We start from the raw sequence: 26103 nt of genomic DNA, 5'->3' as shown, positions 1-26103 counted from the left end.
CTCACGCAGAGCGATTGACGCCCCATCATGACGTAGCGTAGTCATGGTGTGCGCGGACGGGACTGCCGCCCGGCCGGACGGGACCGCTGGCGGTGGTCAGGACAGGGTGGCGCGGAGGGCGGCGTCCTTCTCGGCCACCAGGCTCTCCAGGCCCTGCTGGAAGTCGACCATCCGCTTGCGCAGGGCCGGATCCGAGGCGGCCAGGATCCGGACGGCGAGCAGCCCGGCGTTGCGGGCGTTGCCGATCGACACGGTGGCCACCGGCACGCCCGCCGGCATCTGCACGATGGACAGCAGCGAATCCATCCCGTCGAGATACTTGAGCGGCACCGGCACCCCGATCACCGGCAGCGGGGTGACGGACGCGACCATGCCGGGCAGGTGAGCCGCGCCCCCCGCACCGGCGATGATCACTTTGAGCCCCCGGTCGGCAGCGGACCGGCCGTACTCGATCATCTTGACCGGAGTGCGGTGCGCCGAAACCACGCCGACCTCGTACGCCACCTCGAACTCGTCGAGCGCCTCGGCGGCGGCCTTCATGGTCGGCCAGTCCGAGTCGCTGCCCATGATCAGCCCGACGGTGCTCACTCGCGTCCCTCCCGCAGCCAACGGGCGGCGCGCGCGGCCCTGGCTCGTACCTCATCCAGGTCGTGTCCGAGCACCGTGACGTGCCCGATCTTGCGGCCGGGCCGCACCTGCTTGCCGTACAGGTGGACCTTGGCCCCGGGCTCGGCGGCGAACAGGTGGTGCAGCCGCTCGTCGATCGGCAGCCCGCCCGGCTCGCCACCCAGCACGTTGGCCATCACCACGACCGGCGCGGTGAGCGAGGTGTCGCCCATCGGGTAGTCGAGCACGGCCCGCAGGTGCTGCTCGAACTGTGAGGTACGGGCGCCCTCGATGGTCCAGTGCCCCGAGTTGTGCGGCCGCATGGCCAGCTCGTTGACCACGAGGCCGTCGGCGGTCTCAAACAGTTCCACGGCGAGGAGGCCGACCACGCCGAGCGCGGTGGCCAGGTCGATGGCGAGCTGCTGGGCGGCGACCGCCCGCTCCTCCGGCAGGCCGGGCGCCGGGGCGAGCACCTCGACGCAGATCCCGTCCCGCTGCACCGTCTCCACCACCGGGTATGCGGCGACCTGCCCGAACGGCGAGCGGGCCACCTGCACGGCCAGCTCCCGGCGCAGCGCCACCCGCTCCTCGACGATCAGCGGGGTGCCCCCGTCGAGCAGGGTCGCGGCCAGCTCGCCGGCCTGGGTGGCGTCCTCCACCAGCCACACGCCCCGGCCGTCGTAGCCGCCCCGGGCCGCCTTGAGCACCACCGGCCAGCCGGTCTCCGCGCCGAAGGCGATCAGGTCGGCGGGTGCCTCCACCGGACGCCAGGCCGGATTCGGCGCTCCCAGCTCGCCGAGCCGCTCCCGCATCACCCGCTTGTCCTGCGCGTGCAGCAGCGCATCGGCCGGCGGGAAGAGCTTCACGCCCTCGCCGGCGAGGGTGCGGATGTGCGCGGAGGGCACGTGCTCGTGGTCGAAGGTGACCACGTCACAGCCCTTGGCGAAGGTACGCAGAGCGGCGAGGTCGGTGTGGTCGCCGTACTGGACGTCGGCGGCGACCAGGGCCGCGCCGTCATCCGGGGTGAGCGCCAGCACACGCAGCGACTGGCCGAGGGCGATAGCGGCCTGGTGGGTCATCCGGGCCAGCTGGCCTCCGCCCACCATGCCGACAACAGGCAGTCCGGTACGGGTATCCATAGCGCCGCCAGCCTATCCGGGCGGATGGCGGGGGCCGCCGGCCGGGCCGCCCCCGTCGACGAGGTCAACCGCTGAGCTGGGCGACCAGGTCGTCGACCGCGGTGACCGGCCGGTCGCAGACGAACCCCCGGCAGACGTACGCGGTGGAGCGCCCGTCCAGCGCCGGCCGCCCGGCCAGCAGCGGCACCCCGGGCTGGTCGGCGCGGCCCGCCACCACCACCGCGCCGGGCGGGGCGTGCCGTTGGGCGGCGGCCACCAGCGGGTCACCCGTCGGGTCGTCGGTCACCACCGCGATCTCGTACGGCCCGGACAGCACCGCCTCGCCGACGGTGGCCGCGTACCCCGTGAACCGGGCGTGCCGGCCGACGATCGGCGCGACGGTCGACAGGGTCGCCTCGGCCGCCTCCCGGTAGCGGGTCTCGCCGCTCAACGCCGCGTACGCGACCAGCGCCGCGACGATCGCCGACCGGCCCGACGGGGTGGCATTGTCGGTGGGGTCGGCCGGCCGGCTGACCAGCCGCTCGGCATCGTCGGCGGTGTCGTAGAAGCCGCCCTCCGGTGCCGCGAACCGGGCCAGCGCCACGTCGAGGAGCTGACCGGCCAGGGCCAGCCAGCGCCCCTCGCCGGTGAGCTGGTGCATCGCGCAGAACGCCTCGGCCACGCAGCCGTAGTCCTCCAGCACACCGGCCGGCTCGCCGACGACCTTGTCCCGGGAGACCCGGCGCAACCGCCCGTCCACGACGTGCGCGCTCGCCAGGTGCTCGGCGGCGTCCCGCATCGCGCCGTCGGACACGATCGTGACACCGTCCATCAGGTTGGCGTCCTCGTCGTCGGGGGACGCATAGAGCGCGGCGACCTGCTGGAACTCGGCGATCGCGGTGATCGCCAGGGCGTTCCAGGCGGCCACCACCTTGTCGTCGCGGGCCGGCTGGGGGCGGGCGTCCCGGGCGGCGAGCAGCCGGCCCACCACGCTCTGCCAGCGCGCCCGGATCTCCGGGTCGGCGTCGTCCACGTCCCGGGCCAGCCGCAGCACGCTGCTGCCGTGCTCAAAGGTGCCGGACTCGGTGACCCCGAACAGGTCGGCGGCCCAGCGGCCGTCCTCCTCCCCCAGCGCCTCGACCAGTTGCGCCGGGGTCCAGACGTAGGTGAGGCCCTCGACGCCCTGCGTGTCCGCGTCCAGCGCGGACGCGAAGCCCTCACCCGGCCGGTGCAGCTCGTCGGCGAGGAACCGGGCGGTGTCCCGGGCGATCCGGCGGGCCAGCCGGTCACCGGTGAGCCGCCAGAGCTGGGTGTAGACCCGCAGCAGCAGGGCGTTGTCATAGAGCATCTTCTCGAAGTGCGGCACGGTCCAGTGGCCGTCCACCGAGTAGCGGGCGAACCCGCCGGCGAGCTGGTCGTACAGGCCGCCCCGGGCCATCGCCTCGCAGGTGTGCCGGACGATCTCCAGGCTCCGGGCCGAGCCGGTGCGCTGGTGGTGCCGGAGCAGGAAGAGCAAATTCATGTGCGGCGGGAACTTGGGTGCGCCGCCGAAACCGCCGTTCGTCTCGTCGTACTCCCGGGCGAGCTGGTCCGCAGCGGCGTCCAGCAGCTCGGCGGTGAGCGGGGCGGTCGGGCCACCCACGGCCTGAGCACCGCCGATCGCCTCGACCACCGCGGCGCCCTGGCGCAGCACAGCCTCCCGCTGGTCGCGCCAGGCGGTGGCGACGGAACCGAGGAGACGGATGAAGTTCGGGCGCGGGAAGTACGTGCCGCAGAAGAACGGGGTGCCGTCCGGGGCGGCGAAGACGGTCATGGGCCAGCCGCCCTGGCCGGTCATCGCCTGCGTGGCGGTCATGTAGACCGCGTCGACGTCCGGCCGCTCCTCCCGATCCACCTTGATCGAGACGAAGTCGTCGTTCATGACTCGGGCGACGGCCTCGTTCTCGAACGACTCGTGCGCCATCACATGGCACCAGTGGCAGGCCGCGTAGCCGACCGAGATGATCACCGGTACGTCGCGCCGCTTCGCCTCGGCGAACGCCTCGTCGCACCAGGGCCACCAGTCGACCGGATTGTCGGCGTGCTGGAGCAGGTAGGGCGACGTGGCATTGGCAAGTCGGTTCACCCGATGACCATATCGAGGGTGTCGCCGATAGCGCTGCGGGAGCGGCCTCTCGGGATGAGCCGTCAGGACGCGCCGTCGGCGCGGAGCGGGACGACGTTGCCGTGGGCGGTGTCCACAAGTGACCCCAGCACCGCGCCGATCTTGTCCGCCGGCATCGGCTTGAAGAAGTGGTAACCCTGGGCGGCGGTGCAGCCCAGCTCGGCCAGGGCGGTCCGCTGCTCGGCCGTCTCCACCCCCTCGGCCACCACCCGCAACCCCAGCTCATGGGCGAGCCCGACGGTGGTCCGGACGATCGCCGCCGCCTCCGGCGAGTCGGCCATCCGGATCACGAAGGAGCGGTCGACCTTCAGCTCGTCGACGGCGATCCGGGTCAGGAAGGTCAACGACGAGAAGCCGGTCCCGAAGTCGTCGACGGCGAGCTGCACTCCCATCGACCGCAGGGTGGCGAGCACCTCGTCGATGACCTCCAGCTCGCTCATCACCACCGTCTCGGTGATCTCCAGGACCAGCCGCTGCGCCGGCACCTGGTGTCGGCGCAGCGCCTCACCGATCTCCGCCGGCAGTCGCGGGTCGAGCAGACTACGCGCGGAGAGGTTCACCGAGATCGGCAGGTCCAGCCCCTCGCGGGCCCACCCGGCGGCCACGGCGAGGGCCTTGTCCAGCACGTACCGGGTGAAGCTGCCGAGCTGCTCGCTGTTCTCGACCGGGCGGATGAAGTCGGCCGGGCCGAGCCAGCCCCGCCGCGGGTGCCGCCAGCGGATCAGCGCCTCCACCCCGGTCGGGGCGCCGGTGGCCAGGTCCACCGCCGGCTGCAACGCCAGCACCAACTGGTCGTCGGCGGCCAGGGCCTCCCGCAGCTCCGCGAGCAACGCCAGGTGGTCGGTGCTCGCCGCATCCCGGGAACTGTCGTACGCGGCGACGCTGCCGCCGCCCTCCTTCGCCTGGTACATGGCGATGTCGGCCCGGCGCAGCAGCTCGGTCATGTCGGCGGTGCCCGCGTCGGCGACCACCACCCCGACCGCCACCTCGACGGACATTCGTACACCCGCCACCTCGGTCGGCGCGGCGAGCCGTTCGGCGATCTCCCGGGCCTGGCGCAGCGCGTACGCCAGTGGCGCGGCCCGGTCGTCGACCACCGGGACCGCGGTCAGCAGCAGGGCGAACTCGTCGCCGCCGAGCCGCCCGAGCAGGTCGCCGGGGCGGGTCAGGGTGGCCAGCCGGTTCGCGGTCAGCCGCAGCAGCTCGTCGCCGGCCGCGTGCCCCAGCGTGTCGTTGACCTCCTTGAACTGGTTGACGTCGAGCAGCAGTAGCGCCACCGGGTGGTCGTGGGCGCGCTGCCGCAGCGCCTGGTCGCCCTTGGTGAGCATCGCGGCCCGGTTGAGCAGCCCGGTGAGTTGGTCGTGCACCGCCTCGTACGACGATCGGGCGGTGACCAGCCGCAGCTCACGGTGGGTCGCGGCGTCGTGCAGGGCGGCGGCCAGGGCGTCGCCGAAGGCGGCGATCGCGTCCCGTTCCCGGGCGGACGGCGGGGCGGACCGGGGAAAGTGGACCCGCAGCTGGCCCACCTCGGCGCTGCCCACGGTCAGCGGCCGGATCAGCTCCTGCTCGCTCGACTCGGTACGCGCCGGCGACGCCACCTCGCGGTCGCGTACCTGGCCGCTTGGGTCGGCCCGATAGCGCCGCCACCGGCCGTCGCCCCGGGCGACGTCAACCTCGACCAGTTCGGCGCCGAAGAGGGTGAGCGCACCGGTCACCGCGGCGGTCGCCACGCCCCGCTCGTCGAGCTGGTTGAGCGCGGCGGTGGCCTCGGCGAAGGCCCGCCAGGTGCGCCGCTCCTGGTCGGCCCGGAGCCGGTGCCGGTAGGTCTGCTGGAGCAGCCAGAGCGGCGGTGGGAGGAGCAGCAGCCAGCGGACGTCCAGTTCCAGCAGCGTGACCACGACCAGGCCGACGGCCACGTTGCCGACGAACATGAGCAGCTTGCCGCGGAGCGCGGCGAGCACCGGCGGACCGACCGAGATCCCGTGCCGCAGGGCGAGGGTGGCGCCGCCCAGCCAGGCGGTGGTGAGCAGGTAGGTCACCGAGCCGGCGATCAGGGCCAGCGCGAGCTCGGGGGTCGGTGCGGCGAGCATCGGGCGGCCGAGCGCGCTGGCGACCGCCGCGGCCAGCGCGGTGGCGGCGGTCAGCGAGCCGGTGATCCGGACCAGTTCCAGCACGGGCTGACGGTCGGCGAGCAGCGACATCGTCGTCCAGGCGGCCCCGGTGCCGAGCAGCGCCGCGCTCGGCAGCCAGCCGGCCGGTACGAGATAGAGACAGACGATGAGGGCGGCCTCGCCCCAGGTGATGCTGACCATCCCGGACGCGGTCCGGAAGCGCAGGCGGGCGAGGTGGGCGACGGCGAACGCGGCGACCGCCAGGCCGAACCGGGCGGGCGCCGGCAGCGGGTCGCCCGATGGGAGGGACGCCGTGACGGTGAGGCCGAGCACGGCGGCCAGCAGGGCGGTCACCGCGACGGCGAGGGTCAGCAGGAGCGCTCCGGTCGGCGTACCGCGCAGGCCCAGCCGATCGGGGGGTTGCCCGTCCCTGCCGGAGCTCACGGTCTCACCCTGCCGGCCGACGGTTCGCGGGCACGGCGGGCGGACACTGCTGCCATCGACATCGACGCCCCCTCCCGCGCACGGCTGAGGGACTCTGGTCCCCCGGCGGAAGGCTAAGCCAAAGCCGGTGGTCGCAACAGGGGTCGACGACCGGCTTCGGCGTGATTCACGCGCCGACTACCCGTTTCGGCGCTGCTGGGGGCCGCTGGGAACGTTCGTCGGTGAATCCTGCGTCACGATCCCATCCGTCGGGTCGAGGACCGTCGCCTCGGCCTGATTCCCGCCGGCCGGACCGGCCTGCTGCGGGAAACGGTCCGGCAGCCGGCGCAGGCGGGCGTTCATGTTGCGGATCAGCAGGACGGTGGCGGTGCCCAGCAGCACGATGAGGAAGAGGCCCATCGGCCCGGCCAGACCACCCGTGCGCGTGTCACCGAAGTTGTTCTGCGCGAGCACCTGGGCGGTGGTCAGCATGGTGTTCCTCCGATGTGCGGTTGCCGACCAGCGTAGCCCGCCGGGGAATCAGCGGGCATGGCACGTCTCGCGGACCCCGGCGAACAGGTCGGACTCCGGCAGCGGGCTGTCCACCAGCGAGCGGGCGAGCTGGAAATCCTCGGTGGGCCAGGCGCGCTGCTGCAACTGCATCGGCACCTGGAACCAGAAGCCGTCCGGGTCGATCTGGGTGGCGTGGGCGCGCAGGGCGTCGTCACGGACCGGGAAGTAGTCGGCGCACTCGACCCGGGTGGTGATCCGGTGGCCCTTGTCGGGGCGCTCGTCCCAGCGCTTGATCCAGTCGTGGTACGGCGACTCGCTGCCGGCGGCGAGCATGGCCTCGTGCAGGGCCATGATCTTGCTCCGGGAGAAGCCCACGTCGTAGTAGAGCTTCAGCGGCTGCCACGGCTCGCCCAGCTCCGGGTGGCGCTCCGGGTCGCCGGCCGCCTCGAAGGCGGCAACGGTCACCTTGTGGGTCATGATGTGGTCCGGGTGCGGGTAGCCACCCTCTTCGTCGTACGTGGTGACGACGTGCGGACGGAACTGCCGCATCAGCCGCACCAGCGGGCCTGCGGCGGCCTCGACGTCCTGCAGGGCGAAGCAGCCCTCGGGCAGCGGCGGCAGCGGGTCACCCTCAGGCAGCCCGGAGTCGACGAAGCCGAGCCAGGCCTGCTCGATGCCGAGGACCGCCCGGGCCGTGTCCATCTCGGCACGGCGGATGTCGCCGATGTTGGCCCAGACGTCCGGCCGGTCCATCTTCGGGTTGAGGACGCTGCCCCGCTCGCCACCGGTGCAGGTGACGACCAGGACATCCACCCCCTCGGCGACGTATTTCGCCATGGTCGCCGCACCCTTGCTCGACTCGTCGTCGGGATGGGCGTGCACGGCCATGAGACGCAGCTGCTCTGCCACCTTCGGCACTCCTCGTCTGTGCCCGCCGGCCGGGCCCGCCCCGGGACCAACCGACTGACCTGCCGGAATCCTCCCCCGCGCCCGTGTAGACCCCCGTGCTGGCCGCTCGGCAACGAAGCCGACCTGCCATCCTTGACTCAGCGCCGGGCTGGGAAGATGGACTCTGCCATTCTTGCCGATGCCGCCGACAAACAACGCCAGGAGATACCCGCCGGTGACCGAGACGCACGCCACAGTCGCACCGGGCGCGCCGGTCTTTCCGCCCGGCCGCTACGGCCGACGCCGAGAGCCGGGGCGCCGCCGTCCCGTCCTACGGACGCTGCTGGCGCTCGTGCTGCTGGCGATCCTGGGCCTGGTCGCCGCGAAGCTCTACCGCCAGTACGGCGACCCGGAGTACCGGGCCGACGTGATCACCTACACCGACATCACCGACTCCCGCGTGGTGGTCGACTTCCGGGTGACCCTGCCTCCGGGCGGCTCGGCGACATGCCTGCTGCGCGCCCGCTCGTACGACGGCGCCGAGGTGGGCCGCGCGGAGGTCACCGTGACCGCCCCGGCCGGCGAGCGGCAGGTCACCGCCCGGCACGAGGTGCCCACCACAGCCCGCCCGTACGTCGGCGAAGTGCTGCGCTGCTTCCAACGCTGATTCGGCCTCCGCGCCACAGGGCGGCGCCACGGACCGGGTGACCGTCGCCGGCGGCCATCCGCGGGTGATCTACTGCACCCGGGGACGGGTCTCGCACTGGTAGCCTTGGAAGTTCACCTGTCAGCCAGTCCGCACGACCAAGGAGACCGCCTGTGTCTACGAATGGCAACGAGGCGCCCGCCACCTGGCTGTCCCAGGACGCGTACGACCGCCTGCAGGGCGAGCTCGACGAGCTGATCGCCAACCGGCCGATCATCGCCGCCGAGATCAACGCCCGGCGCGAGGAGGGCGACCTGCGGGAAAACGGTGGCTACCACGCCGCCCGCGAGGAGCAGGGCAAGGCGGAGGGCCGCATCCTCTACCTCAAGGAGCTGCTCCGCACGGCCAAGGTCGGCGAGGCCCCGACCGCCGACGTGGTGTCGCCCGGCATGGTCGTCACGATCTACTTCGACGACGACGCCAGCGACACCGACACCTTCCTGCTCGGCTCCCGGGAGATCGCCTCCACCACCGACCTGACCGTCTACAGCCCCGAGTCCGCGCTGGGCCGGGCGATCCTGAACGGCAAGGCGGGCCAGAGCTGCACCTATACGGCCCCAAGCGGCGCCGACATCAAGGTGACCATCGTCAAGTTCGAGCCATTCTCCGGCTAGACCGCCCGAGCCGACCGGCCGGGACCGACCTCCCGACCGGGGCTGACAGGCCGGTCGGACCCGAGCCACACCGACCGCCCCGGCCCACCGGCCAGGGCGGTCGCGTCGTCTCTCGGGCCCGAAGCGCCACCTCACGCCTCGCCGGCGAACACCACCTGATAGCCACTGGCCCGCAGGGCGCTGATCAGCGTGTCCGAGTGCTCCACGCCGCGCGTCTCCACGGAGAGCGCCACCTCCACCTCACCGAGGCGCAGGTGCGGGTTGACCCGCTGGTGCTCCACGTCGACCACGTTGGCCCGGTGCTCGGCGATCTGGCTGAGCAGTGAGGCGAGCTGACCCGGCCGATCCGAGCAGCGTACGGTGACCCGCAGGTAGCGACCGGCCGCCGCCAGGCCGTGCTCGATCACCCGGAGCATGAGCAGCGGGTCGATGTTCCCACCGGAGAGCACGGCCACCACCGGCGCCTGCGGCTCGACCGCCCCGGCCAGCAACGCGGCCACCCCGACCGCCCCGGCCGGTTCCACCACCTGCTTGCCGCGTTCCAGCAGCATCAGCAGCGCCCGGGAGATGTCCTCCTCCGACACGGTGACGATCTCGTCGACCAGCTTGCGGACGTGGGTGAAGGTCAGCTCGCCGGGGCGGCCCACCGCGATGCCGTCGGCGATGGTCGAGAAGGACGGCAGGCGTACCGGCGCGCCGGCCTTGAGCGAGGGCGGGAAGGCGGCGGCGCTCGCCGCCTGCACCCCGATCACCCGTACGTCGGGGCGCAGCGCCTTGGCCGCCACCGCGATGCCGGAGACCAGGCCACCGCCGCCCACCCCGGTGACGATGGTCTGCACGTCCGGGCACTGTTCGAGGATCTCCAACGCCACGGTGCCCTGGCCGGCGATGACGTCCCGGTGGTCGAACGGGTGGATGAACACCGCCCCGGTCCGCTCGGCGAAGGTCTGCGCCGCGACCAGCGACTCGTCCACGGTGTTGCCGACCAGTTCGACGGTGGCGCCGTACCCCTTGGTGGCGGCCACCTTCGGCAGCGGCGCGTTGATCGGCATGAAGACGGTGGCATGGGTGCCGACCAGGCCGGCGGCGAGCGCCACTCCCTGCGCATGGTTACCGGCGCTCGCCGCGACCACGCCGCGTTCCCGCTCGTCGGCCGAGAGCCGGCAGATCCGCACGTACGCCCCGCGCACCTTGTACGACCCGGCGCGTTGGACGTTCTCGCACTTGAGCCACGCCGGGCCGCCGAGCACGGCGCTGAGCGGCCGGGAGGGTTCCAGCGGGGTGGTGCGGGTGACGCCGGCGAGCAGTTCCCGCGCGGCCCGTACGTCGGCGAGGCCGACCAGTTCCGTCATGCCTCGATCGTGCCACCCGCCCCGCCGCGACCTGCGGCGACGTCCCCAACGACCGGCACGCGCCGGGAAACACCTTGATCGACTCGGTGTGCGGCAATATGTGGTCACCTCATCGGATGTGACCACAACCTGCCGCACACGGAGTCGATCAAGCGGTGGCCGCGACCCGGGGATAGCCGGGGGCGTGCCGCTGCCAGGGTGCCTGCAACTCGAACTGGCCGGCGACGCCGAGCAGCAGCAGTTCGGAGCCGGGCGGGCCGACGAACTGCACAGCGACCGGCAGGCCGTCCGGGCGGCGGCCGACCGGCACCACGATCGCCGGCAGCCCGGCGATGTTCCACGGGGCGGCGTACGGGGCGTACCGGATGTTGGCCTTCATGTTCGCCAGCCAGGACCGGCCGGACCAGCCGGCGGCCTCCGGCGGCGGCCCGGCCAACGCCGGAGTGAGCAGCAGGTCGATCGAGTGGTCGGCGAAGAAGCCCACCGACCGCTCGCGCCAGGCACGCCGATCGGCCTCGCGGACATACCCCCGGCGCTGCGCCCACTCGCCGAGCACCACGTGCCGGCGGCTGCGCCGCTGGAGCCCGCTCCGCGGCAGCCCGGCGGCCTGCGCGTCGGCGGCGGCCGCGGCGAACCAGGTGGCGAGCCCCTTGAGGCCCAGCGCGGTCGGATAGACCGGGTCGGCGGGCACGGTGTCGTGGCCGGCGGCAGCGAGCAGCCGACCGGCAGCGGCCACCGCGTCCCGGTTGGGCGCGTCCGGCGCGACGCCGCGCACCGGCGAGCGCAGCGACACGCCGACCCGCAGCCGCGACGGCTGCGCCAGCTTGTCGGGGCGCCGCCCGGCCAACACCGAGAAGCCGACCACCGCGTCGGCCACCGTGCCGGTGAGCACACCGTGCTCGGCGAGACCGAACCAGTCGTCCGCGCCGAGCTGATAGGGAATCACCCCCCGGCCAGGCTTGAGCCCGACCAGGCCGCAGCAGGCGGCCGGGATGCGGATCGAGCCGAGGCCGTCGTTGCCGTGCGCCATCGGCACCAGCCCGGCGGCCACCGCGGCGGCGGCGCCGCCGGACGAGCCGCCGGGGGTACGCGACAGGTCCCAGGGGTTGCGGGTGGCCCCGGTCTCGTCGTCGGTGAGCGCCCAGAGGCCGAGCTCCGGCATCCGGGTCACCCCGAGAATCACCGCGCCCGCACCGCGCAGCCGCCGGACCACCTCGTGGTCGGCCTCCGCCACCGGGGTACGCGCGGCGGCCGAGCCGTTCCAGGTGGGCAGCCCGGCCACGGGAGTGTTCTCCTTGACCGCGACCGGCACCCCGGCCAGCGGGAGGTTGGCCAGGTCCTCCTGCTCGTCGACCTTCTCCGCCTCGGTGATCGCCTGCCCGCCGCGTACCGTCCGGAACGCGGCGAGTTCGGCGTCGGCGTGCGCGAGGTGATCCAGGTGGTCGGCCACGACCTGGGTGGCCGAGACGTCACCCCGTCGTACGCCCCGGGCGATCTGCTTGGCGGTCGCCCCCACCCAGGTCGTCGGCATGATGTCCGGCACGGCCACCCTCCCCAGCCAGCGGTCAGCCCAGCGCCTGCTCCAGATCGGCGAGCAGGTCGTCGACCGTCTCGATGCCGACAGACAGTCGCACGAGATCACCGGGAACTTCAAGCGGCGAGCCGGCTGCACTTGCGTGTGTCATCCGTCCCGGGTGCTCGATCAGGGATTCGACGCCGCCGAGGGACTCGGCGAGCACGAAGAGCTTGGCCCGGTTGCAGATCTGCACGGCGTGCTCCTCGCCGCCCGCGGCACGGAAGGAGATCATGCCGCCGAACCGGCGCATCTGCTTGGCGGCCACCTCGTGCCCGGGGTGCGCGGGCAGGCCGGGGTAGAGGACCTCGGCCACCTTGGCGTGACCGTCCAGGTAGGCCGCGATCCGCTCGGCGTTGTCGCAGTGCCGGTCCATCCGTACGCCGAGGGTCTTGATGCCGCGCAGGGTGAGCCAGGCGTCGAACGGCCCGTTGACCGCGCCCATCGCGTTCTGGTGGTAGCGCAGCTGGTCGCCCAGTCCGGCGTCGGCCACGACCAGGGCGCCACCGACCACGTCGGAGTGTCCGCCGACGTACTTGGTGGTGGAGTGGACCACCACGTCGGCGCCGTGCGCGATCGGCTGCTGCAGGTACGGCGAGGCGAAGGTGTTGTCGACCACCAGCAACGCGTCTGCGTCGTGCGCGACGGCGGCCAGGGTGGCGATGTCGGCGATCCCGAGCAGCGGGTTGGTCGGCGTCTCCACCCAGATGATCTTCGTGCTGCCGGGGCGGATCGCGGCCCGCACGGCGTCCGGGTCGGAGACCTTCGCCGGCGTGAAGTCCAGGCCCCACCGCTCGGCGACCTTGGCGAACAGCCGGTAGGTGCCGCCGTACGCGTCATCCGGGATGACCACATGATCGCCCGGCTTGCAGACGGCACGCAGCAGGGTGTCCTCGGCGGCCAGGCCGCTGGCGAAGGCGAGGCCCACCGGCCCGCCCTCCAGCGCGGCCAGGCACTCCTGGAGGGCGTCCCGGGTGGGGTTGCCGGAACGGCTGTATTCGTAGCCCTGCCGGGGCGCACCGACGGCGTCCTGGGCGTAGGTGCTGGTCTGGTAAATCGGTGGGATCACCGCGCCGGTGCGGGTTTCCGGGTCCTGGCCGGCGTGGATGGCGAGCGTCTCGAAGCCGTGACTCATTCCCGAGACGTTAGTCCGCCGTCGCGTCCCGGTGCGTGGAACCCGGGCCGGCACTAGCCTGGCGCGGTGAGCGGGTGTGTGTTCTGCGGGATCGTGGCGGGCGAGGTGCCGGCGTTCCGGGTAGCCGACGAGTCGGACGGGGTGGCGTTCCTGGACACCCGGCCGGTCTTCAAGGGGCATCTGCTGGTGGTGCCGCGCCCCCACGTGGTCACCCTCGATGAGCTGCCGGCCGAGCTGCTGCCCGGCTACTTCCGGCTGGTGCAACGGATCATCGTGGCGGTGGAGGCCGGTCTGGGGTCCGGTGGGACGTTCGTGGCGGTCAACAACAAGGTGTCCCAGTCCGTCCCGCACCTGCACACCCACGTGGTGCCCCGCACGAAGGGCGACGGGCTACGCGGCTTCTTCTGGCCGCGCACCCGCTACACGGACGACGCCGAGGCCGAGGGCTTCGCCCGCCGGATCAGCACCGCGCTGGCCTGAGCGCGGCGCGGGCGGGTAAGAAAGCGGGGACCGGCGGTGTTGCACGCTGGGAAAGGCATGAGAGGAGCCCCACTGTGTTTCTTCGCCGTATGAAGGCCGAGCTGCCCACCCCCGACCAGGCCCTGCCGGGCCGACCGATCGCGATGCCGATCGCCGACCGGCACGAGGTGCTGCCGTCCTCGCTGAAGGGCCCGTTCCCGGAGGGCTCGCAGGTCGCCGTCTTCGGGATGGGCTGCTTCTGGGGGGCCGAGCGCCTGTTCTGGACCCTCCCCGGCGTCATCACCACCTCGGCCGGCTACGCGGGTGGCATCACCCCGAACCCGACGTACGAGGAGGTCTGCTCGGGGATGACCGGGCACGCCGAGGTGGTCCAGGTGGTCTACGACCCCAGCCGGATCAGCTACGAGGACCTGCTCAAGGTCTTCTGGGAGAACCACGACCCGACCCAGGGCATGCGCCAGGGCAACGACGTCGGCACCCAGTACCGCTCGGCGATCTACACCACCACCGACGAGCAGCTCGCCACCGCGCAGGCGTCCCGGGACGCGTTCGCGCCGATCGTGAAGCGGGCCGGCAAGGGCGAGATCACCACGGAGATCACCCGGCTCGGTGACTACTACTTCGCCGAGGACTACCACCAGCAGTACCTGGCACCGACCAAGAACCCCAACGGCTACTGCACCCACGGCCCGACCGGGCTGAGCTGCCCCGTCGGCGTGGCCCGTACCGCCGGCTGATCAGAGGGCTGCGGGGCATCGATATCCCGTCACCGCCTTTGGAGCTGACATCAGGAACGACTCGCCGTCTCCGTGAATCGCTTACGACATCAGCTCCAAAGGCGGCGCGCAGTCGTCTCTGCCCGCGACACCCGGCATCGGAGGGGCCGGTGGCCGCCCTGGGTCCCGCCCGGGCTCCCGCCCCCCGGCCTGTGATCGAAATCCGTTGCCGGGGTCACGCGGAACTGGATAGCGTGGCGGTACACGGGAAAGGAGGTGGTCCAGCTTTGTATAGCAATCGGACTCGTGAGGTGGCTGTCCGCTAGCCGCTGTCCTCGACAGTAACCCCGTCCGCCGCGAGGCGGGCACAGGCACCATCGTCGAGACCGTGTGGCAGCGGTGCGGCGAATTCACGACAGCCACCCGACCCCCGGGGTGCCGGCCCAGTCCAGCCGGCCCGCGCAAGCGCGGAAGCCCCGGGGGTCGCTTCATGTCAGCAGGAGGAGCCGTGTCCATGCGCGAGCTGGTGGTGCTCGGGACGGCCAGCCAGGCCCCCACCCGACGGCGCAACCACAACGGCTACCTGCTGCGCTGGGACGACGAGGTGCTGCTCTTCGACCCGGGCGAGGGCAGCCAGCGGCAAATGCTGCACACCGGGATCTCCGCCACCGACCTGACCCGGATCTGTGTCACCCACTTCCACGGCGACCACTGCCTCGGCCTGCCCGGCGTCATCCAGCGGCTCTCGCTCGACCGGGTGCCGCACCCGGTGGCCGTACACTTTCCCGCCGGTGGCGCGGACTACTTCGCCCGGCTGCGCCACGCGGCGAGCTTCTACGAGACCGCCGAGCTGGCCGTCGAGCCGATCGGGGCCGACGGGCAACGGTTCAACCTGGGCATCGGCACGCTGGAGGCCCGCCGGCTGAGCCACCCGATCGAGACGTACGGCTATCGCCTCGTCGAGCCGGACGGCTGCCGGATGTTGCCCGAGAAGCTGGCCGCGTACGGCATCGCCGGCCCGGCGGTCGGCGAGCTGCACCGCGTCGGCCACCTGGACCTGGACGGACGCCGCGTCACCCGGGACGAGGTGAGCGTGACCCGGCCGGGGCAGCGGTTCGCGTTCGTGATGGACACCGGGCTCTGCGACGGGGTGTGGGCCCTGGCCGAGCACGCCGACCTGCTGGTCATCGAGTCGACCTTCCTGGAGTCGGAGGCCACCCTCGCCGCCGAGGTCGGCCACCTCACCGCCGGGCAGGCCGCGCGGGTCGCGGCCGAGTCGGGGGTACGCACGCTGGTGCTCACCCACTTCTCCCAGCGGTACGCCGACCCGCGCCGTTTCGCGGACGAGGCTCGGCGGCACTTCACCGGTGAGCTGGTGATCGCCGAGGACCTGATGACGATCCCCGTGCCGCCCCGGCGGGTAGCCTCGACCCGGTGACCGTCACGCTACGCCCCGCCACCGAGGCCGACCTGATGGCGGTCGGCGCGCTGCACCAGCGGTCCCGGGTGGCGGCGTACTCGTCGTTCCTGCCGGCGGCGACGCTGGCCCGGCCGACGCCGGAGCAACTGGGCCTGTACTGGGTGGAACGGCTGACCTGGGAGGCCGCGGACCATCGAATGACCGTCGTCGAGCGTGACGGCCAGCTGGTCGGCTTCAGCTACCTCGGCCCGGACGACGCGGGCGACCCGGACACCGGCCTGCTCAACGCCATCCACCTTGCGCCGGACGAGCGGGGTCGGGGCACCGGGCGGGCGCTGATGGTCGACGCCCTGGCCGCGATGCGGGCGCGCGGCTGGTCCCGGGCGGCGCTCTGGGTGCTGGAGCGGAACGCGCACGCCCGCCGGTTCTACGAGCACGGCGGCTGGACGGCGACCGGCGCGCGCCGGGACGACCGGATCGGCACCGTCCTGGTCCCCCAGCTCCGATACGCCCGGCTCACCGGAGGTTAGGAGGGGCCCTTCCTGTGCACGAGGCGTTAGGAAGGGGCCCCTCCTAACGTCTCAGCGGGCGCCGAGGTGGGCGAGCAGGTCCTGCCGGGTCAGCACGCCCTTGGGCTTGCCGTCGACCAGCACCAGCGCGGCGTCGGCCTTCTCCAGCAGCGCGACGGCCTCGCTGACCGGCTGCCCGCCACCGATCATCGGCAGCGGCTCGGCCATGTGCCGCTCGATCGTGTCGTGCAGGTGGGCCTGCCCGGTGAAGAGCGCGTCGAGCAGGTCCTTCTCGGCGATCGAGCCGGCCACCTCACCGGTCACCACCGGCGGCTCGGCCTTGAGCACCGGCAGCTGGGAGACGCCGTACTCGCGCATGTAGTCGATGGCGTCGCGGACCGTCTCGGTCGGGTGGACGTGCACCAGCTCGGGCAGGCCGCCCGGCTTGCTGGCGAGCGCGTCGGCCACGGTCGGCTCGGTGCCGGCATTGTCCAGGAAGCCGTACCGGGCCATCCACCTGTCGTTGAAGATCTTCGACAGGTAGCCCCGGCCACCGTCCGGCAGCAGCACCACGATCACGTCGTCCGGGCCGGCCGTGCGGGCCACCTCCAGGGCGGCGACCACGGCCATGCCGCACGAGCCGCCGACCAGCAGCCCCTCCTCGCGGGCCAGTCGCCGGGTCATGTCGAAGGACTGCTTGTCCGACACCTCGACGATCTGGTCGGCGACGGCGCGGTCGTACGTCTCCGGCCAGAAGTCCTCGCCGACGCCCTCGACCAGGTACGGCCGCCCGGTGCCGCCCGAGTAGACCGACCCCTCCGGATCCGCGCCGATGACCTTGACCTGGCCCTCGGACGCCTCCTTCAGGTAGCGGCCGATGCCGGAGATGGTGCCGCCGGTGCCGACGCCCGCGACGAAGTGGGTGATCCGCCCCTCGGTCTGCTGCCACAGCTCCGGACCGGTGGTCTCGTAGTGCGAGCGGGGGTTGGCCGGGTTGCTGTACTGGTTGGGCTTCCAGGCGCCGGGGATCTCCCGGGCCAGCCGGTCGGAGACGTTGTAATAGGAACGCGGGTCCTCCGGCGCGACGGCGGTCGGGCAGACCACCACCTCGGCGCCGTACGCGCGCAGCACGTCCTGCTTGTCCTGGCTGACCTTGTCCGGGCAGACGAAGACGCACTGGTAGCCCCGAAGCTGGGCCACCAGAGCCAGCCCGATGCCGGTGTTGCCGCTGGTCGGCTCGACAATGGTGCCGCCCGGCTTCAGGAGCCCGGCCTTCTCGGCGTCCTCCACCATCCGCAACGCGATCCGGTCCTTCACCGAACCGCCCGGGTTGACGTACTCCACCTTCGCCAGCACCGTCGCCTGGATGCCCTCGGTGACGTTGCGCAGCCGTACCAGCGGGGTGTTGCCGATCAGCTCGACGACGTTGTCGTAGTACTGCACCTCGTTGTGCCCTTCGTTGCGGCACCGGCGCCGGCGGCCGGGCGGACGTTCACTCGTCGCCCAGGGTACGTGTCGTCAGGGCACCACATGGCCCGGGATGACCGAGCTGCGACGGGCCTCCCACTCCAGGAACCGCTCGGTCTCGGCGAGCACGCTGCCGGCCAGCCAGCTGGCCATCACCGCGTCGTCGGCCAGGCCGATCAGCCCCAGCGGGAACTCCGGGATCAGATCGATCGGCGAGACGATGTACGCCATGGCCGCGGTCATCAGGGCCAGTCGCAGGCCGCCGTCGTAGTGGCCTTTCGCCGTGGCCCGGATCATCCTCGGCAGTGCCGCCAGCCGCGCGCCCAGCGACGGGCCGCCCCGCGCCCCCGCCAGCAGCGCCCGGGCCAGCGCGGCGAAGGCCGCGCTCCGTTTCAACGTCCTTGCCATTCTCGTCGCCCCTTTCCGCCCCACCAGCATGCGGTCCCGGCGCAAGTGCGCCCCTGCCGCAACAGATACCCGGAACCGTCGATTCCCAGCCACCCGATCACGGGAAGGGCGGGTGTCGGAGTGGCGCGATAATGTCGATGCATGGGGGACGCTGGTTCCGTCGCACCCGTCGGCTGGCGGGACGTCCGGCGGATCGCCCGCCTGGCGGCGATCGGCACGGGCGCCACCGTGGCGGCCACCGTCGCGACCGGCGGTGTGCTGCTCGGCCAGGCCCGGCAGGCCCGGCGCACGATCCCGATGGCCGAGGCGCCCCCGCCCCGCTGCGACGGGGAATACGGCACGAAGCTCCCCGGTCCCCCGGTCACCATGGTGATCCTCGGCGACTCCTCGGCCGCCGGCTACGGCGTGTTCCGCCGCCGCGAGACGCCGGGCGCGCTGCTGGCCACCGGCCTGTCCCGCCGGCTGCACCGGCCGGTACGACTGCGCCGGTTCGCCGTGGTGGGCGCCCTGTCCGCCGGGCTGAAGCCGCAGGTCGAGGCGGCCCTGGAGGTCGAGCCGGAGGTCGCGGTCATCCTGATCGGCGGCAACGACGTCACCAACCGCACGTCGCCGCCGGTGGCCGTGCGCTATCTGGTCGACGCGGTCCGCACGCTGCGAGCGGCCGGGTGCGAGGTGGTCGTCGGCACCTGCCCCGACCTGGGCGCGATCCAACCGATCCGGCCGCCGCTGCGCTGGCTGGCCCGCCGCTGGAGCCGCCAGCTAGCCGCCGCCCAGACCGTGGCCGTGGTCGAGGCGGGCGGCTGGACGGTCTCCCTCGGTAACCTGCTCGGTCCCCGGTTCGCCGCGGAGCCGGCCCGGATGTTCGCCTGGGACCGGTTCCACCCGTCCGCCGAGGGGTACGCGGTCGCCGCGGCGGCGCTGCTGCCCACCCTGCTCGCCGCGCTGGGCGCCGGTCCGGAACGCAGGCCTTTGCTTGTCGCCCGGGAAGGCGTACGGTCGCTCCCCGAGGCAGCTCACGAGGCGGCCCGGCACGCTGGCACCGAGGTCAGCGGCACCCAGGTCCGGGGCCGCGACCACGGGCCCGGCGGGCGTTGGGCGCAGCTTCGGCGGCGCGCCTTCTTCGGCGTCGGCGCGGTGCCGCAGCCTGGTCCCACCGCCGACTCACCCACCTTGGAGGGACTGGCATGAGCGAGCGTAGCGAGCGAATCATCGGGCACAGCGCGGCCCAGCCTCATGCCGGTGCCGACCGAAGGGAGGCGACGGCATGAGCAAGCGCAGCGAGGTGGCTGTCCGGCTGGGCCGGGCTGCGGCGTTGTCCCTGTTGGCCGGCACGGTGGGCGGGGCGGCGATCCTCGCCGGCCAGGCCATCGCCGCCCGCAGCCGCCGGTACGCCCAGCCCGAGCTGGGCCTCGCGCTCCGCGCGACGGTCGGCCGGGCCGACGCCCCGCCGCTGCGGCTGGTGCTGCTCGGCGACTCCTCGGCGCTCGGCGTCGGGGTGGACCGCCTCGAGGAGACCGTCGGCGGCCAGTTGGCCCAACTGCTCACCGAGGGGCCTACGGGCCGTCGGGTGCGGCTGTCCAGCGTGGGGGTGTCCGGCTCCCGCTCCATCGACCTGGCCACCCAGGTGGCCCGGGCCCTGCTCGGTGAGCGCCCCGACGTGGCGGTGATCCTGATCGGGGCCAACGACGCCACCGCGCTGGCCCGGCCTGCGGACGCCGCGGCGTACCTCGGGTCGGCGGTGCGCCGGCTACGCGAGGCGCACGTCGAGGTGGTCGTGGGCACCTGCCCCGACCTCGGCTCGGTACGCGCGGTCGCGTCCCCGCTGCGGCACGTGCTCGCCTGGTCGGGGCGGCGGATCGCCCGGGCCCAGATGTCGGCCGTGCTGCAGGCCGGCGCCAGCGTGGTCGACCTGGCCACCGAGACCGGCCCGGTGTTCCGGGCGGACGCGGGCACGCTCTGCCACGACGGCTACCACCCCTCCGCCGACGGCTACCGGGTCTGGGCGCACGCCCTGCTGCCCGCGGTCGAGGCGGCGGCGATGGTCGCCACCCGACACCACCACTGACCCGCCGCCGGGCGTGACATTTCCCGCCCAGCGGCGAGCTTCCGCCGTAAGTTACCTGCGGGTTAACGTTGGTTCATGCCGATTGAGTCGCCCCGTGACGCCGTCATCGTCGCCACCGCCCGATCCCCCATCGGTCGTGCGGTCAAGGGATCCCTGCGGGACGTCCGCCCGGACGATCTCACCGCCACCATCGTTCAGGCCGCCCTCGACAAGGTGCCCGCGCTCGACCCGACCACGATCGAGGATCTCTACCTCGGCTGCGGGCTGCCCGGCGGCGAGCAGGGCTTCAACATGGCCCGAGTGGTCGCCACCCTGCTGGGCCTGGACGGGCTGCCCGGCGCCACGTTGACCCGATACTGCGCCTCGTCGCTGCAGACGACTCGGATGGCCATGCACGCGATCCGGGCCGGCGAGGGCGACGTGTTCATCTCCGCCGGTGTCGAGACCGTCTCCAGGTACGCCCGGGGCAACTCCGACGGCCTTCCGGCGGAGGCGCAGGCGCTGGTCGGCGGCGGCTGGGAGAACCCCCGCTTCACGGCGGCCCGCAAGCGCTCCGTGGCCCGCGCGCAGGGCGACGCCGAGGTGTGGACCGACCCGCGCGAGGCGGGTCAGCTCCCCGACGTCTACCTGGCCATGGGGCAGACCGCCGAGAACCTCGCCCAGGTTTACGACATCACCCGCGAGGACATGGACGCCTTCGGCGTACGCAGCCAGAACCTGGCCGAGAAGGCGATCGCCGACGGCTTCTGGGCCCGCGAGATCACCCCGGTGACCGCCCCGGACGGCACCGTGGTCAGCACCGACGACGGGCCACGCCCGGGGGTGACCATGGCAGGCGTCGCCGGCCTGAAGCCGGTGTTCCGCCCGGACGGCCGGATCACCGCCGGCAACTGCTGCCCGCTCAACGACGGCGCCGCCGCCGTGATCGTGATGAGCGCCCAGCGGGCGAGGGACCTCGGCCTCACCCCGCTGGCCCGGATCGTCTCCACCGGCGTCACCGCGCTCTCCCCCGAGATCATGGGCCTCGGCCCGGTCGAGGCGTCGAAGCAGGCCCTCGCGCGGGCCGGTATGACCATCGACGACGTCGACCTGGTCGAGATCAACGAGGCGTTCGCCGCGCAGGTGATCCCGTCGTACCGGCAGCTCGGCATTCCGGAGGAGAAGTTGAACGTGATGGGCGGCGCGATCGCCGTCGGGCACCCGTTCGGCATGACCGGCGCCCGGATCACCGGCACCCTGCTCAACGCCCTGGAGTGGCACGACAAGACCATCGGTCTGGAGACCATGTGCGTCGGCGGCGGCCAGGGCATGGCCATGGTGCTCGAACGGCTGAGCTGACCCGATTCGAGCGCCCGGCCCGGGTGCGCGGAGTGCCACACCGGCGGACCGCGCCCCGGGCCGCGGGCCAGCGGGCCAGCGGGCTACAGCGTGGCGCGGGTCCGGGCGACCGTGGCGGCGGCCTCGGCCAGCACCGACTCCGGAGGACCGGCCGCCGCCAGGTCGGCGGCGACCACCCGGAGCTGGTCGGGCAGGACCAGGTCGCTGCCGAGCCGGGGCACGTCCCGGCGCGGCTCGCCCTCCGCGTCCGCCGCCAGGTTGGCGATCTCCTGCACCAGCTTGTGCACCAGGTCGGCCCGGGAGACGTTGCCGCCCTCGGCCGCCGCCGACCAGCGCGGCTGCTCCCAGTGCCCGACCTGACGGACCAACAGCTCCACCGCCCGGTCCAGTTCCGCTGCGCTCATCGTGGCCGAGTCTACGACGGCTCCAGGTCGTGGCGCGGCGAGCTGGAGTTGTCGCAGGTCAGCGCCGGAGGTAGCTGAGCAGGCGGAGGATCTGCCAGTACAGAAAGATCAAGCCGACCAGCAGCCCGAACGCGCAGTACCAGGCGTACCGGCGGGGCAGGCCGGCGCGGGTCGACCGCTCGACCAGGTCGAAGTCGAGGATGAAGCTGAACGCGCCGGCGATGATCGCCACCACCGAGAAGACGTACGGCAACCAGCCCACCCGCCCGGTCAGGCTGTAGACCACCACCCCCTGCCGCCCGGTGATCAAGTAGGCGATCAGGTTGACCAGGCCGAGCACGAGGATCCCGAGCAGCGTGCCCGCGACCAGCCGGGCCATCCTCGGGGTGGCTCGGACCAGCCGGGCCCGGTAGAGCAGCGCCATGCCGAGAAAGACACCGAAGGTGCCGATCACCGCCTGCACCACGATGCCCGGATAGACCAGCTCGAAGGCCCGGCTGGCCACCCCGAGCAGCAGCCCCTGCAGCACCGCGTACCCCACGATGAGCGGCGGGTTGGTGAGCTGCCTGAGGGAGATGAACAGCAGCAACGCCAGGCTGGCCAGGGAGCTGCCGGCCAGCGCCGCCGGGATCCACACCGCCTGCGGCACGTACACCCAGGAGACCGCCGCGGTGACGCCGGTGAGCAGCAGCAGGCCGATCGTCCGGCTGACCACGTCGGCCACGGTCATCGTGTCGGCGGGGCCGAGTACCTGGCGCTCGGCCCGACCGACGTCGTCCAGCCGGGTCAGCACCGGGTTGGCACTCTGCACCGGGACCTCCTCGCCGACGTACCCCGGTTTCACTCTGCCCGGGGCGGCGTGGCAGCGACGGAGAAACGACGACGCCCGCCGCCGCGGTCGCGGCAGGCGGGCGTCTCAGGTGTAGCGGCGGTCAGTCGTCGCCTTGGAGGTAGCTGAGCAGGCGCAGCACCTCCAGGTAGAGCCAGACCAGGCCGACCACGATGCCGAAGGCGGCCGTCCAGGCGTACCGCTGCGGGAGGCCCATCCGGACGCCCTCTTCGATGTTCGCGAAGTTGAGCACGAAGCTCAGCGAGGCGACCACGATGCAGACCAGGCTGAAGCCGATGGCCAGCGGGCTGCCGTCGCGCAGGTGGGTGTTGACGCCGAACAGGCTGAGCACCAGGTTGACCAGCATGGCGGCGAAGAGGCCACCCATGACCGCGATCATGATCTTGGCGAACTTCGGGGTGGCCCGGATGACGCGCGCCTTGTAGAGCATCGTCATCACGAAGAAGACGCCGAAGGTCCCCACCACGGCCTGTAGCACGATGCCGTCGAAGGCGGATTCGTAGGCCTTGCTCACCGCGCCGACGAAGACGCCCTCGATGATGGAGTACGCCACCACCAGCGCCGGATTCGCCATCCGGGAGAACGAGATGATCAGGCCGAGCACCAGGCCGACCAACGCGCCGGCGCCCCAGGCCGCACCGAGCAGGTGGTCGGGGACGAGCACCCAGGTGGCCGCCGCGGCGCCGCCGAGGAGCGCCAGCATGGTGACCGTCTTGACGACGACGTCGTCCAGGGTCATCGGGGCCGCGGTGGCCGAGGACACCGCGGAGCTGTAACCGGGGGCGTCCTGCTGCGGGTACGGCTGGTACTGCTGCGGGTAACCGGGCTGGGCGTACCCGGCCGCCCGCTCGCGCTCGGCCGCCTGGCCGAACCGGGACAGCACCGGGTTCGAGGTCTTCACTTTCAGGCCTCCCTCAGGGGGTCGATGCACGTGAACGCGCAGCTCCAGGGTAGTCGGGGCGCACACCCCCGGGCCCGGAGTAAAGCTGTGGGAAACCTGAGAGTCTAGGTGCCCGGGGCGGGGCTCGAACCCGCACGCCTCGCGGCAGCCGCTTTTAAGGCGGCCGTGTCTGCCGTTCCACCACCCGGGCGGGTGACACCGGCGCGGCGAAGCGCGGCGGTGCAGGTCTCACCGTAACCGTTACGGGCCGGGCAGGCGTACCCCGGCGGGTCCCGCACCTATGGTCGAAGCCGTGACCAGCCCCGCCCTGGCAGTCCGCCACGTTCCTGCCGTCGCCCGCCCGAGCCGGGCCGGCCGCCTGCTCGCCACCGTGGCCCGCCACCGCGCGGACCTGCTGGCCGGGCTGCTCTTCGCCCTGCTCGCCGGGGTGCTCACCCACGGCCTGTGGCCGGCCCCAGAGCAGCGGGTGCTCGCGCTCAACCCGGCCGACCAGACCCTCTACGAGTGGTTCCTGGCCGCCGACTCGCGCGCCCTGCTGGGCGACTTCAGCCTGCTCACCGACCGGCTCAACGCGCCGGACGGGGTCAACCTGCTGACCAACACCACGGTGATCGCGCTCGGGGTGCTGCTCGCCCCGGTCACGCTCGCGTTCGGAGCGCCGGTCACCTTCGCACTGCTGCTCGCCGGCAACCTGGCCGGCACCGCGATCGCCTGGTACCTGCTGTTCACCCGGGTGCTGCGCGCCCACCCGTTCGCCGCCGGCCTCGGCGCGGCGCTGTGCGGCTTCGGTCCCGGCATGGTCTCGCAGAGCAACGGCCACCTGCACATGACCGCCCAGTGGTTGGTCCCGGTGATCGTCTGGCTGGTGGTCCGGCTGCTCCGGGCCGCCGACCCGAAGGGCCGGACGGGCGGGCCGAACCGCCGACGGGTGGCCACCTCGGCGCTCGGGCTGGCCGTGGCGGCCATCGCCCAGTTCTTCACGGGCGAGGAGATGCTCTTCCTCACCGCGGTCACCCTGCTGCTGACGGCCGTCGCGTACGGGCTGGCCGACCGTACGTTGTCGCGCCGGGCACTGCCCGCGTTCGGCGTCGGGCTGGCCGCAGCTGCCGGCCTGACCGGGTTCGTGCTCTGGTACCCGTTGTGGTACCAGTTCGCCGGGCCGCAGGCCGTCTCCGACGGGGTGTTCGACCCGCGCCACTACGCCGCCGATCTGACCAGCTGGACGACGTTCTCCCCGCTCACCGTGCTGGGCGGCGACGCCGCGTCCCGGTTGACCACCGGCCCGGCCGAGTTCAACACCTTCCTCGGCTGGCCCCTGCTGTTGGTGATCGCCGCCTGCGCGGCCTGGCTGGGTCGCCGCCCGCTGGCGGTCGCCTGCATGGCCGCGGGCCTGGCCATGGGCGTGCTGTCGCTCGGCCCCGAGGTGCTGGTCTCCGGCGCGCGGACCGGGCTGTCCGCTCCGTACGCGCTGCTGGTCGGGCTGCCGGTGGTGGACGGCGCACTGCCGACGCGGTTCGGCCTGGCGGTGCTGCCGCTGGCCGGTACGGTGCTGACCCTGGCCGTGGACCGGGCACTGTCCCAGCGGGGCCGCGCCCGGTGGCTGGTGCCGCTAGCCGTCGGCGTGGGCCTGCTCAGCGTGTTTCCCGCGCCGCTGCCGACCACACCCCGGCCGGCGTTACCCGAGTTCGTCACCGCCGGCCACTGGCGGCAGTGCGTACGCCCCGGCGGGGTGCTGGTCCCAGTGCCAACGGCCACCCCGGCGAACCCCTGGCCGATGCGCTGGGCCACGGCCGCGAACGCCGCGTTCGGCATGCCGGAGGGCTTCTTCATCGGCCCGTACGGCAACGACGGCGCACCGTCCTTCGGCACCTATCAGCGCCCTACCTCGGCCCTGCTGGCCGACGTCGCGAAGCGGGGGGTGCCGCCGACGATCGGCGACAAGCAGCGCCGGCAGGCCGCCCGGGACGTCAGTTTCTGGGGTGCCTCCTGTGTGGCGCTGACCGACGACGCGCCGCACGCCGAGACCCTGCGCCAGACCCTGGAGGCCCTGTTCGGCCCCGGCACCCGGGTCACGGACGCCTGGACCTGGCGGTTCTAAGCGGGTCGCTCTTGAGGGTGGTTGCTCTTGAGGGCTGGGGGCGAGGGTGACCGGCTCCGGGCGGTCAGGCTTGATCCCTGCGCCGGTCACCCTCGCCCCCAGCCCGTCGTGCGCCCACGCCGCCCGCCCGTCACCGTCTCCCTCCAGTACGCCCGATCTTGGAGAGTTTCCGTTCGCCTCGAACGGCAACTCTCCAAGATCCGCAAGACGCCGTTGGCCGGCACCCCGGGTTCGGGGTGCCGGT

24 protein-coding genes and 1 tRNA gene are annotated in these 26103 nt (G+C 72.8%); 10 read left to right on the top strand and 15 right to left on the bottom strand.

The window, feature by feature from the left end:
• Positions 1-96: 96 nt before the first annotated feature.
• From purE to mca, 6 genes are all read right to left on the bottom strand, one after another.
• Positions 97-588 (bottom strand): 5-(carboxyamino)imidazole ribonucleotide mutase, encoded by a 492-nt coding sequence (gene purE, locus AB0C02_RS06605; protein WP_357541891.1) that lies wholly within the window; start codon positions 586-588, stop codon positions 97-99.
• A complete protein-coding gene (locus AB0C02_RS06600; RefSeq protein ID WP_357541890.1) occupies positions 585-1745 on the bottom strand; it encodes a 5-(carboxyamino)imidazole ribonucleotide synthase in 1161 nt (386 codons plus the stop codon). Before AB0C02_RS06600 ends, purE begins: the two co-directional genes overlap by 4 nt.
• Positions 1746-1809: 64 nt before the next feature.
• Entirely contained in the window at positions 1810-3849 is a 2040-nt protein-coding gene (locus tag AB0C02_RS06595; protein ID WP_357541888.1) for a thioredoxin domain-containing protein, read from the bottom strand.
• 62 nt (positions 3850-3911) lie between these two features.
• The gene (locus tag AB0C02_RS06590) at positions 3912-6407 is read right to left on the bottom strand and encodes a bifunctional diguanylate cyclase/phosphodiesterase (protein WP_357542362.1); all 2496 of its coding nucleotides are present in this window, start codon (positions 6405-6407) and stop codon (positions 3912-3914) included.
• A 213-nt stretch (positions 6408-6620) separates the two neighbouring features.
• A complete protein-coding gene (locus AB0C02_RS06585; protein ID WP_357541886.1) occupies positions 6621-6914 on the bottom strand; it encodes a hypothetical protein in 294 nt (97 codons plus the stop codon).
• Between the two features lie 48 nt (positions 6915-6962).
• Positions 6963-7844, bottom strand: a complete 882-nt coding sequence (gene mca / locus AB0C02_RS06580; RefSeq protein WP_357541884.1) for a mycothiol conjugate amidase Mca — start codon at positions 7842-7844, stop codon at positions 6963-6965.
• A 214-nt stretch (positions 7845-8058) separates the two neighbouring features.
• Here mca and AB0C02_RS06575 point away from each other — a divergent pair, with 214 nt between their 5' ends.
• Together AB0C02_RS06575 and greA are read left to right on the top strand one after the other, a co-directional pair.
• On the top strand, positions 8059-8490 hold the full coding sequence (locus AB0C02_RS06575; protein ID WP_357541882.1) for a DUF4307 domain-containing protein: 432 nt from the start codon (positions 8059-8061) through the stop codon (positions 8488-8490).
• Between the two features lie 152 nt (positions 8491-8642).
• The gene (gene greA / locus AB0C02_RS06570; RefSeq protein WP_357541880.1) at positions 8643-9143 is read left to right on the top strand and encodes a transcription elongation factor GreA; all 501 of its coding nucleotides are present in this window, start codon (positions 8643-8645) and stop codon (positions 9141-9143) included.
• Between the two features lie 131 nt (positions 9144-9274).
• On the opposite strand, the gene ilvA is transcribed toward greA, so the two are convergent.
• The 3 genes from ilvA to AB0C02_RS06555 form a co-directional block, all read right to left on the bottom strand.
• Positions 9275-10495, bottom strand: a complete 1221-nt coding sequence (gene ilvA / locus AB0C02_RS06565; RefSeq protein WP_357541878.1) for a threonine ammonia-lyase — start codon at positions 10493-10495, stop codon at positions 9275-9277.
• A 148-nt stretch (positions 10496-10643) separates the two neighbouring features.
• Positions 10644-12044: an amidase family protein gene (locus AB0C02_RS06560; RefSeq protein ID WP_357541876.1), complete on the bottom strand. Its 1401-nt coding sequence runs from the start codon at positions 12042-12044 to the stop codon at positions 10644-10646.
• 16 nt (positions 12045-12060) lie between these two features.
• Positions 12061-13203, bottom strand: a complete 1143-nt coding sequence (locus AB0C02_RS06555) for a cystathionine gamma-synthase (protein WP_357541874.1) — start codon at positions 13201-13203, stop codon at positions 12061-12063.
• A 66-nt stretch (positions 13204-13269) separates the two neighbouring features.
• Between AB0C02_RS06555 and AB0C02_RS06550 the strand changes: the two genes are divergently transcribed.
• The 4 genes from AB0C02_RS06550 to AB0C02_RS06535 all read left to right on the top strand — a co-directional run bounded on the left by AB0C02_RS06550 (position 13270) and on the right by AB0C02_RS06535 (position 16349).
• On the top strand, positions 13270-13683 hold the full coding sequence (locus tag AB0C02_RS06550) for an HIT family protein (protein WP_357541872.1): 414 nt from the start codon (positions 13270-13272) through the stop codon (positions 13681-13683).
• Between the two features lie 74 nt (positions 13684-13757).
• Positions 13758-14420 carry a peptide-methionine (S)-S-oxide reductase MsrA gene (msrA, locus tag AB0C02_RS06545; protein ID WP_357541871.1) on the top strand — a complete coding sequence of 221 codons (663 nt, stop codon included), beginning with the start codon at positions 13758-13760 and terminating at the stop codon, positions 14418-14420.
• Positions 14421-14907: 487 nt separating this feature from the next.
• On the top strand, positions 14908-15837 hold the full coding sequence (locus AB0C02_RS06540) for a ribonuclease Z (RefSeq protein ID WP_357541869.1): 930 nt from the start codon (positions 14908-14910) through the stop codon (positions 15835-15837).
• Positions 15834-16349: a GNAT family N-acetyltransferase gene (locus AB0C02_RS06535; RefSeq protein WP_357541867.1), complete on the top strand. Its 516-nt coding sequence runs from the start codon at positions 15834-15836 to the stop codon at positions 16347-16349. Before AB0C02_RS06540 ends, AB0C02_RS06535 begins: the two co-directional genes overlap by 4 nt.
• Before the next feature lie 51 nt (positions 16350-16400).
• Here the strand turns inward: AB0C02_RS06535 and AB0C02_RS06530 are convergent, their stop codons facing one another.
• Both AB0C02_RS06530 and AB0C02_RS06525 read right to left on the bottom strand, forming a co-directional pair.
• Positions 16401-17771 carry a cystathionine beta-synthase gene (locus AB0C02_RS06530; protein WP_357541865.1) on the bottom strand — a complete coding sequence of 457 codons (1371 nt, stop codon included), beginning with the start codon at positions 17769-17771 and terminating at the stop codon, positions 16401-16403.
• 75 nt (positions 17772-17846) lie between these two features.
• Complete coding sequence (locus AB0C02_RS06525; protein ID WP_357541863.1) at positions 17847-18203, bottom strand: YkvA family protein; 357 nt, start codon at positions 18201-18203, stop codon at positions 17847-17849.
• A gap of 141 nt (positions 18204-18344) precedes the next feature.
• Between AB0C02_RS06525 and AB0C02_RS06520 the strand changes: the two genes are divergently transcribed.
• The 3 genes from AB0C02_RS06520 (at position 18345) to AB0C02_RS06510 (ending at position 21606) form a co-directional block, all read left to right on the top strand.
• On the top strand, positions 18345-19391 hold the full coding sequence (locus AB0C02_RS06520) for an SGNH/GDSL hydrolase family protein (RefSeq protein ID WP_357541861.1): 1047 nt from the start codon (positions 18345-18347) through the stop codon (positions 19389-19391).
• Positions 19392-19467: 76 nt separating this feature from the next.
• Positions 19468-20268 carry an SGNH/GDSL hydrolase family protein gene (locus AB0C02_RS06515; RefSeq protein ID WP_357541859.1) on the top strand — a complete coding sequence of 267 codons (801 nt, stop codon included), beginning with the start codon at positions 19468-19470 and terminating at the stop codon, positions 20266-20268.
• Between the two features lie 75 nt (positions 20269-20343).
• The gene (locus AB0C02_RS06510; RefSeq protein ID WP_357541857.1) at positions 20344-21606 is read left to right on the top strand and encodes an acetyl-CoA C-acetyltransferase; all 1263 of its coding nucleotides are present in this window, start codon (positions 20344-20346) and stop codon (positions 21604-21606) included.
• An 83-nt stretch (positions 21607-21689) separates the two neighbouring features.
• Here AB0C02_RS06510 and AB0C02_RS06505 read toward each other — a convergent pair whose 3' ends face one another.
• The 4 genes from AB0C02_RS06505 to AB0C02_RS06490 form a co-directional block, all read right to left on the bottom strand.
• Complete coding sequence (locus AB0C02_RS06505; protein ID WP_357541855.1) at positions 21690-22010, bottom strand: hypothetical protein; 321 nt, start codon at positions 22008-22010, stop codon at positions 21690-21692.
• 58 nt (positions 22011-22068) lie between these two features.
• Positions 22069-22821: a Bax inhibitor-1/YccA family protein gene (locus AB0C02_RS06500; protein WP_357541853.1), complete on the bottom strand. Its 753-nt coding sequence runs from the start codon at positions 22819-22821 to the stop codon at positions 22069-22071.
• A 121-nt stretch (positions 22822-22942) separates the two neighbouring features.
• Positions 22943-23761 (bottom strand): Bax inhibitor-1/YccA family protein, encoded by an 819-nt coding sequence (locus tag AB0C02_RS06495; protein ID WP_357541851.1) that lies wholly within the window; start codon positions 23759-23761, stop codon positions 22943-22945.
• Between the two features lie 109 nt (positions 23762-23870).
• A tRNA-Leu gene (locus AB0C02_RS06490) sits at positions 23871-23951 on the bottom strand.
• Between the two features lie 102 nt (positions 23952-24053).
• On the opposite strand from AB0C02_RS06490, the gene AB0C02_RS06485 reads away from it, so the two are divergent.
• Positions 24054-25859, top strand: a complete 1806-nt coding sequence (locus AB0C02_RS06485; protein ID WP_357541849.1) for a hypothetical protein — start codon at positions 24054-24056, stop codon at positions 25857-25859.
• The last annotated feature ends 244 nt before the right edge of the window (positions 25860-26103 follow it).

Origin of the sequence: Micromonospora sp. NPDC048999 (genome assembly GCF_040649295.1) — a bacterium.
Classification (GTDB): domain Bacteria; phylum Actinomycetota; class Actinomycetes; order Mycobacteriales; family Micromonosporaceae; genus Micromonospora.
This window is presented reverse-complemented; position numbering and strand designations above follow the sequence as displayed.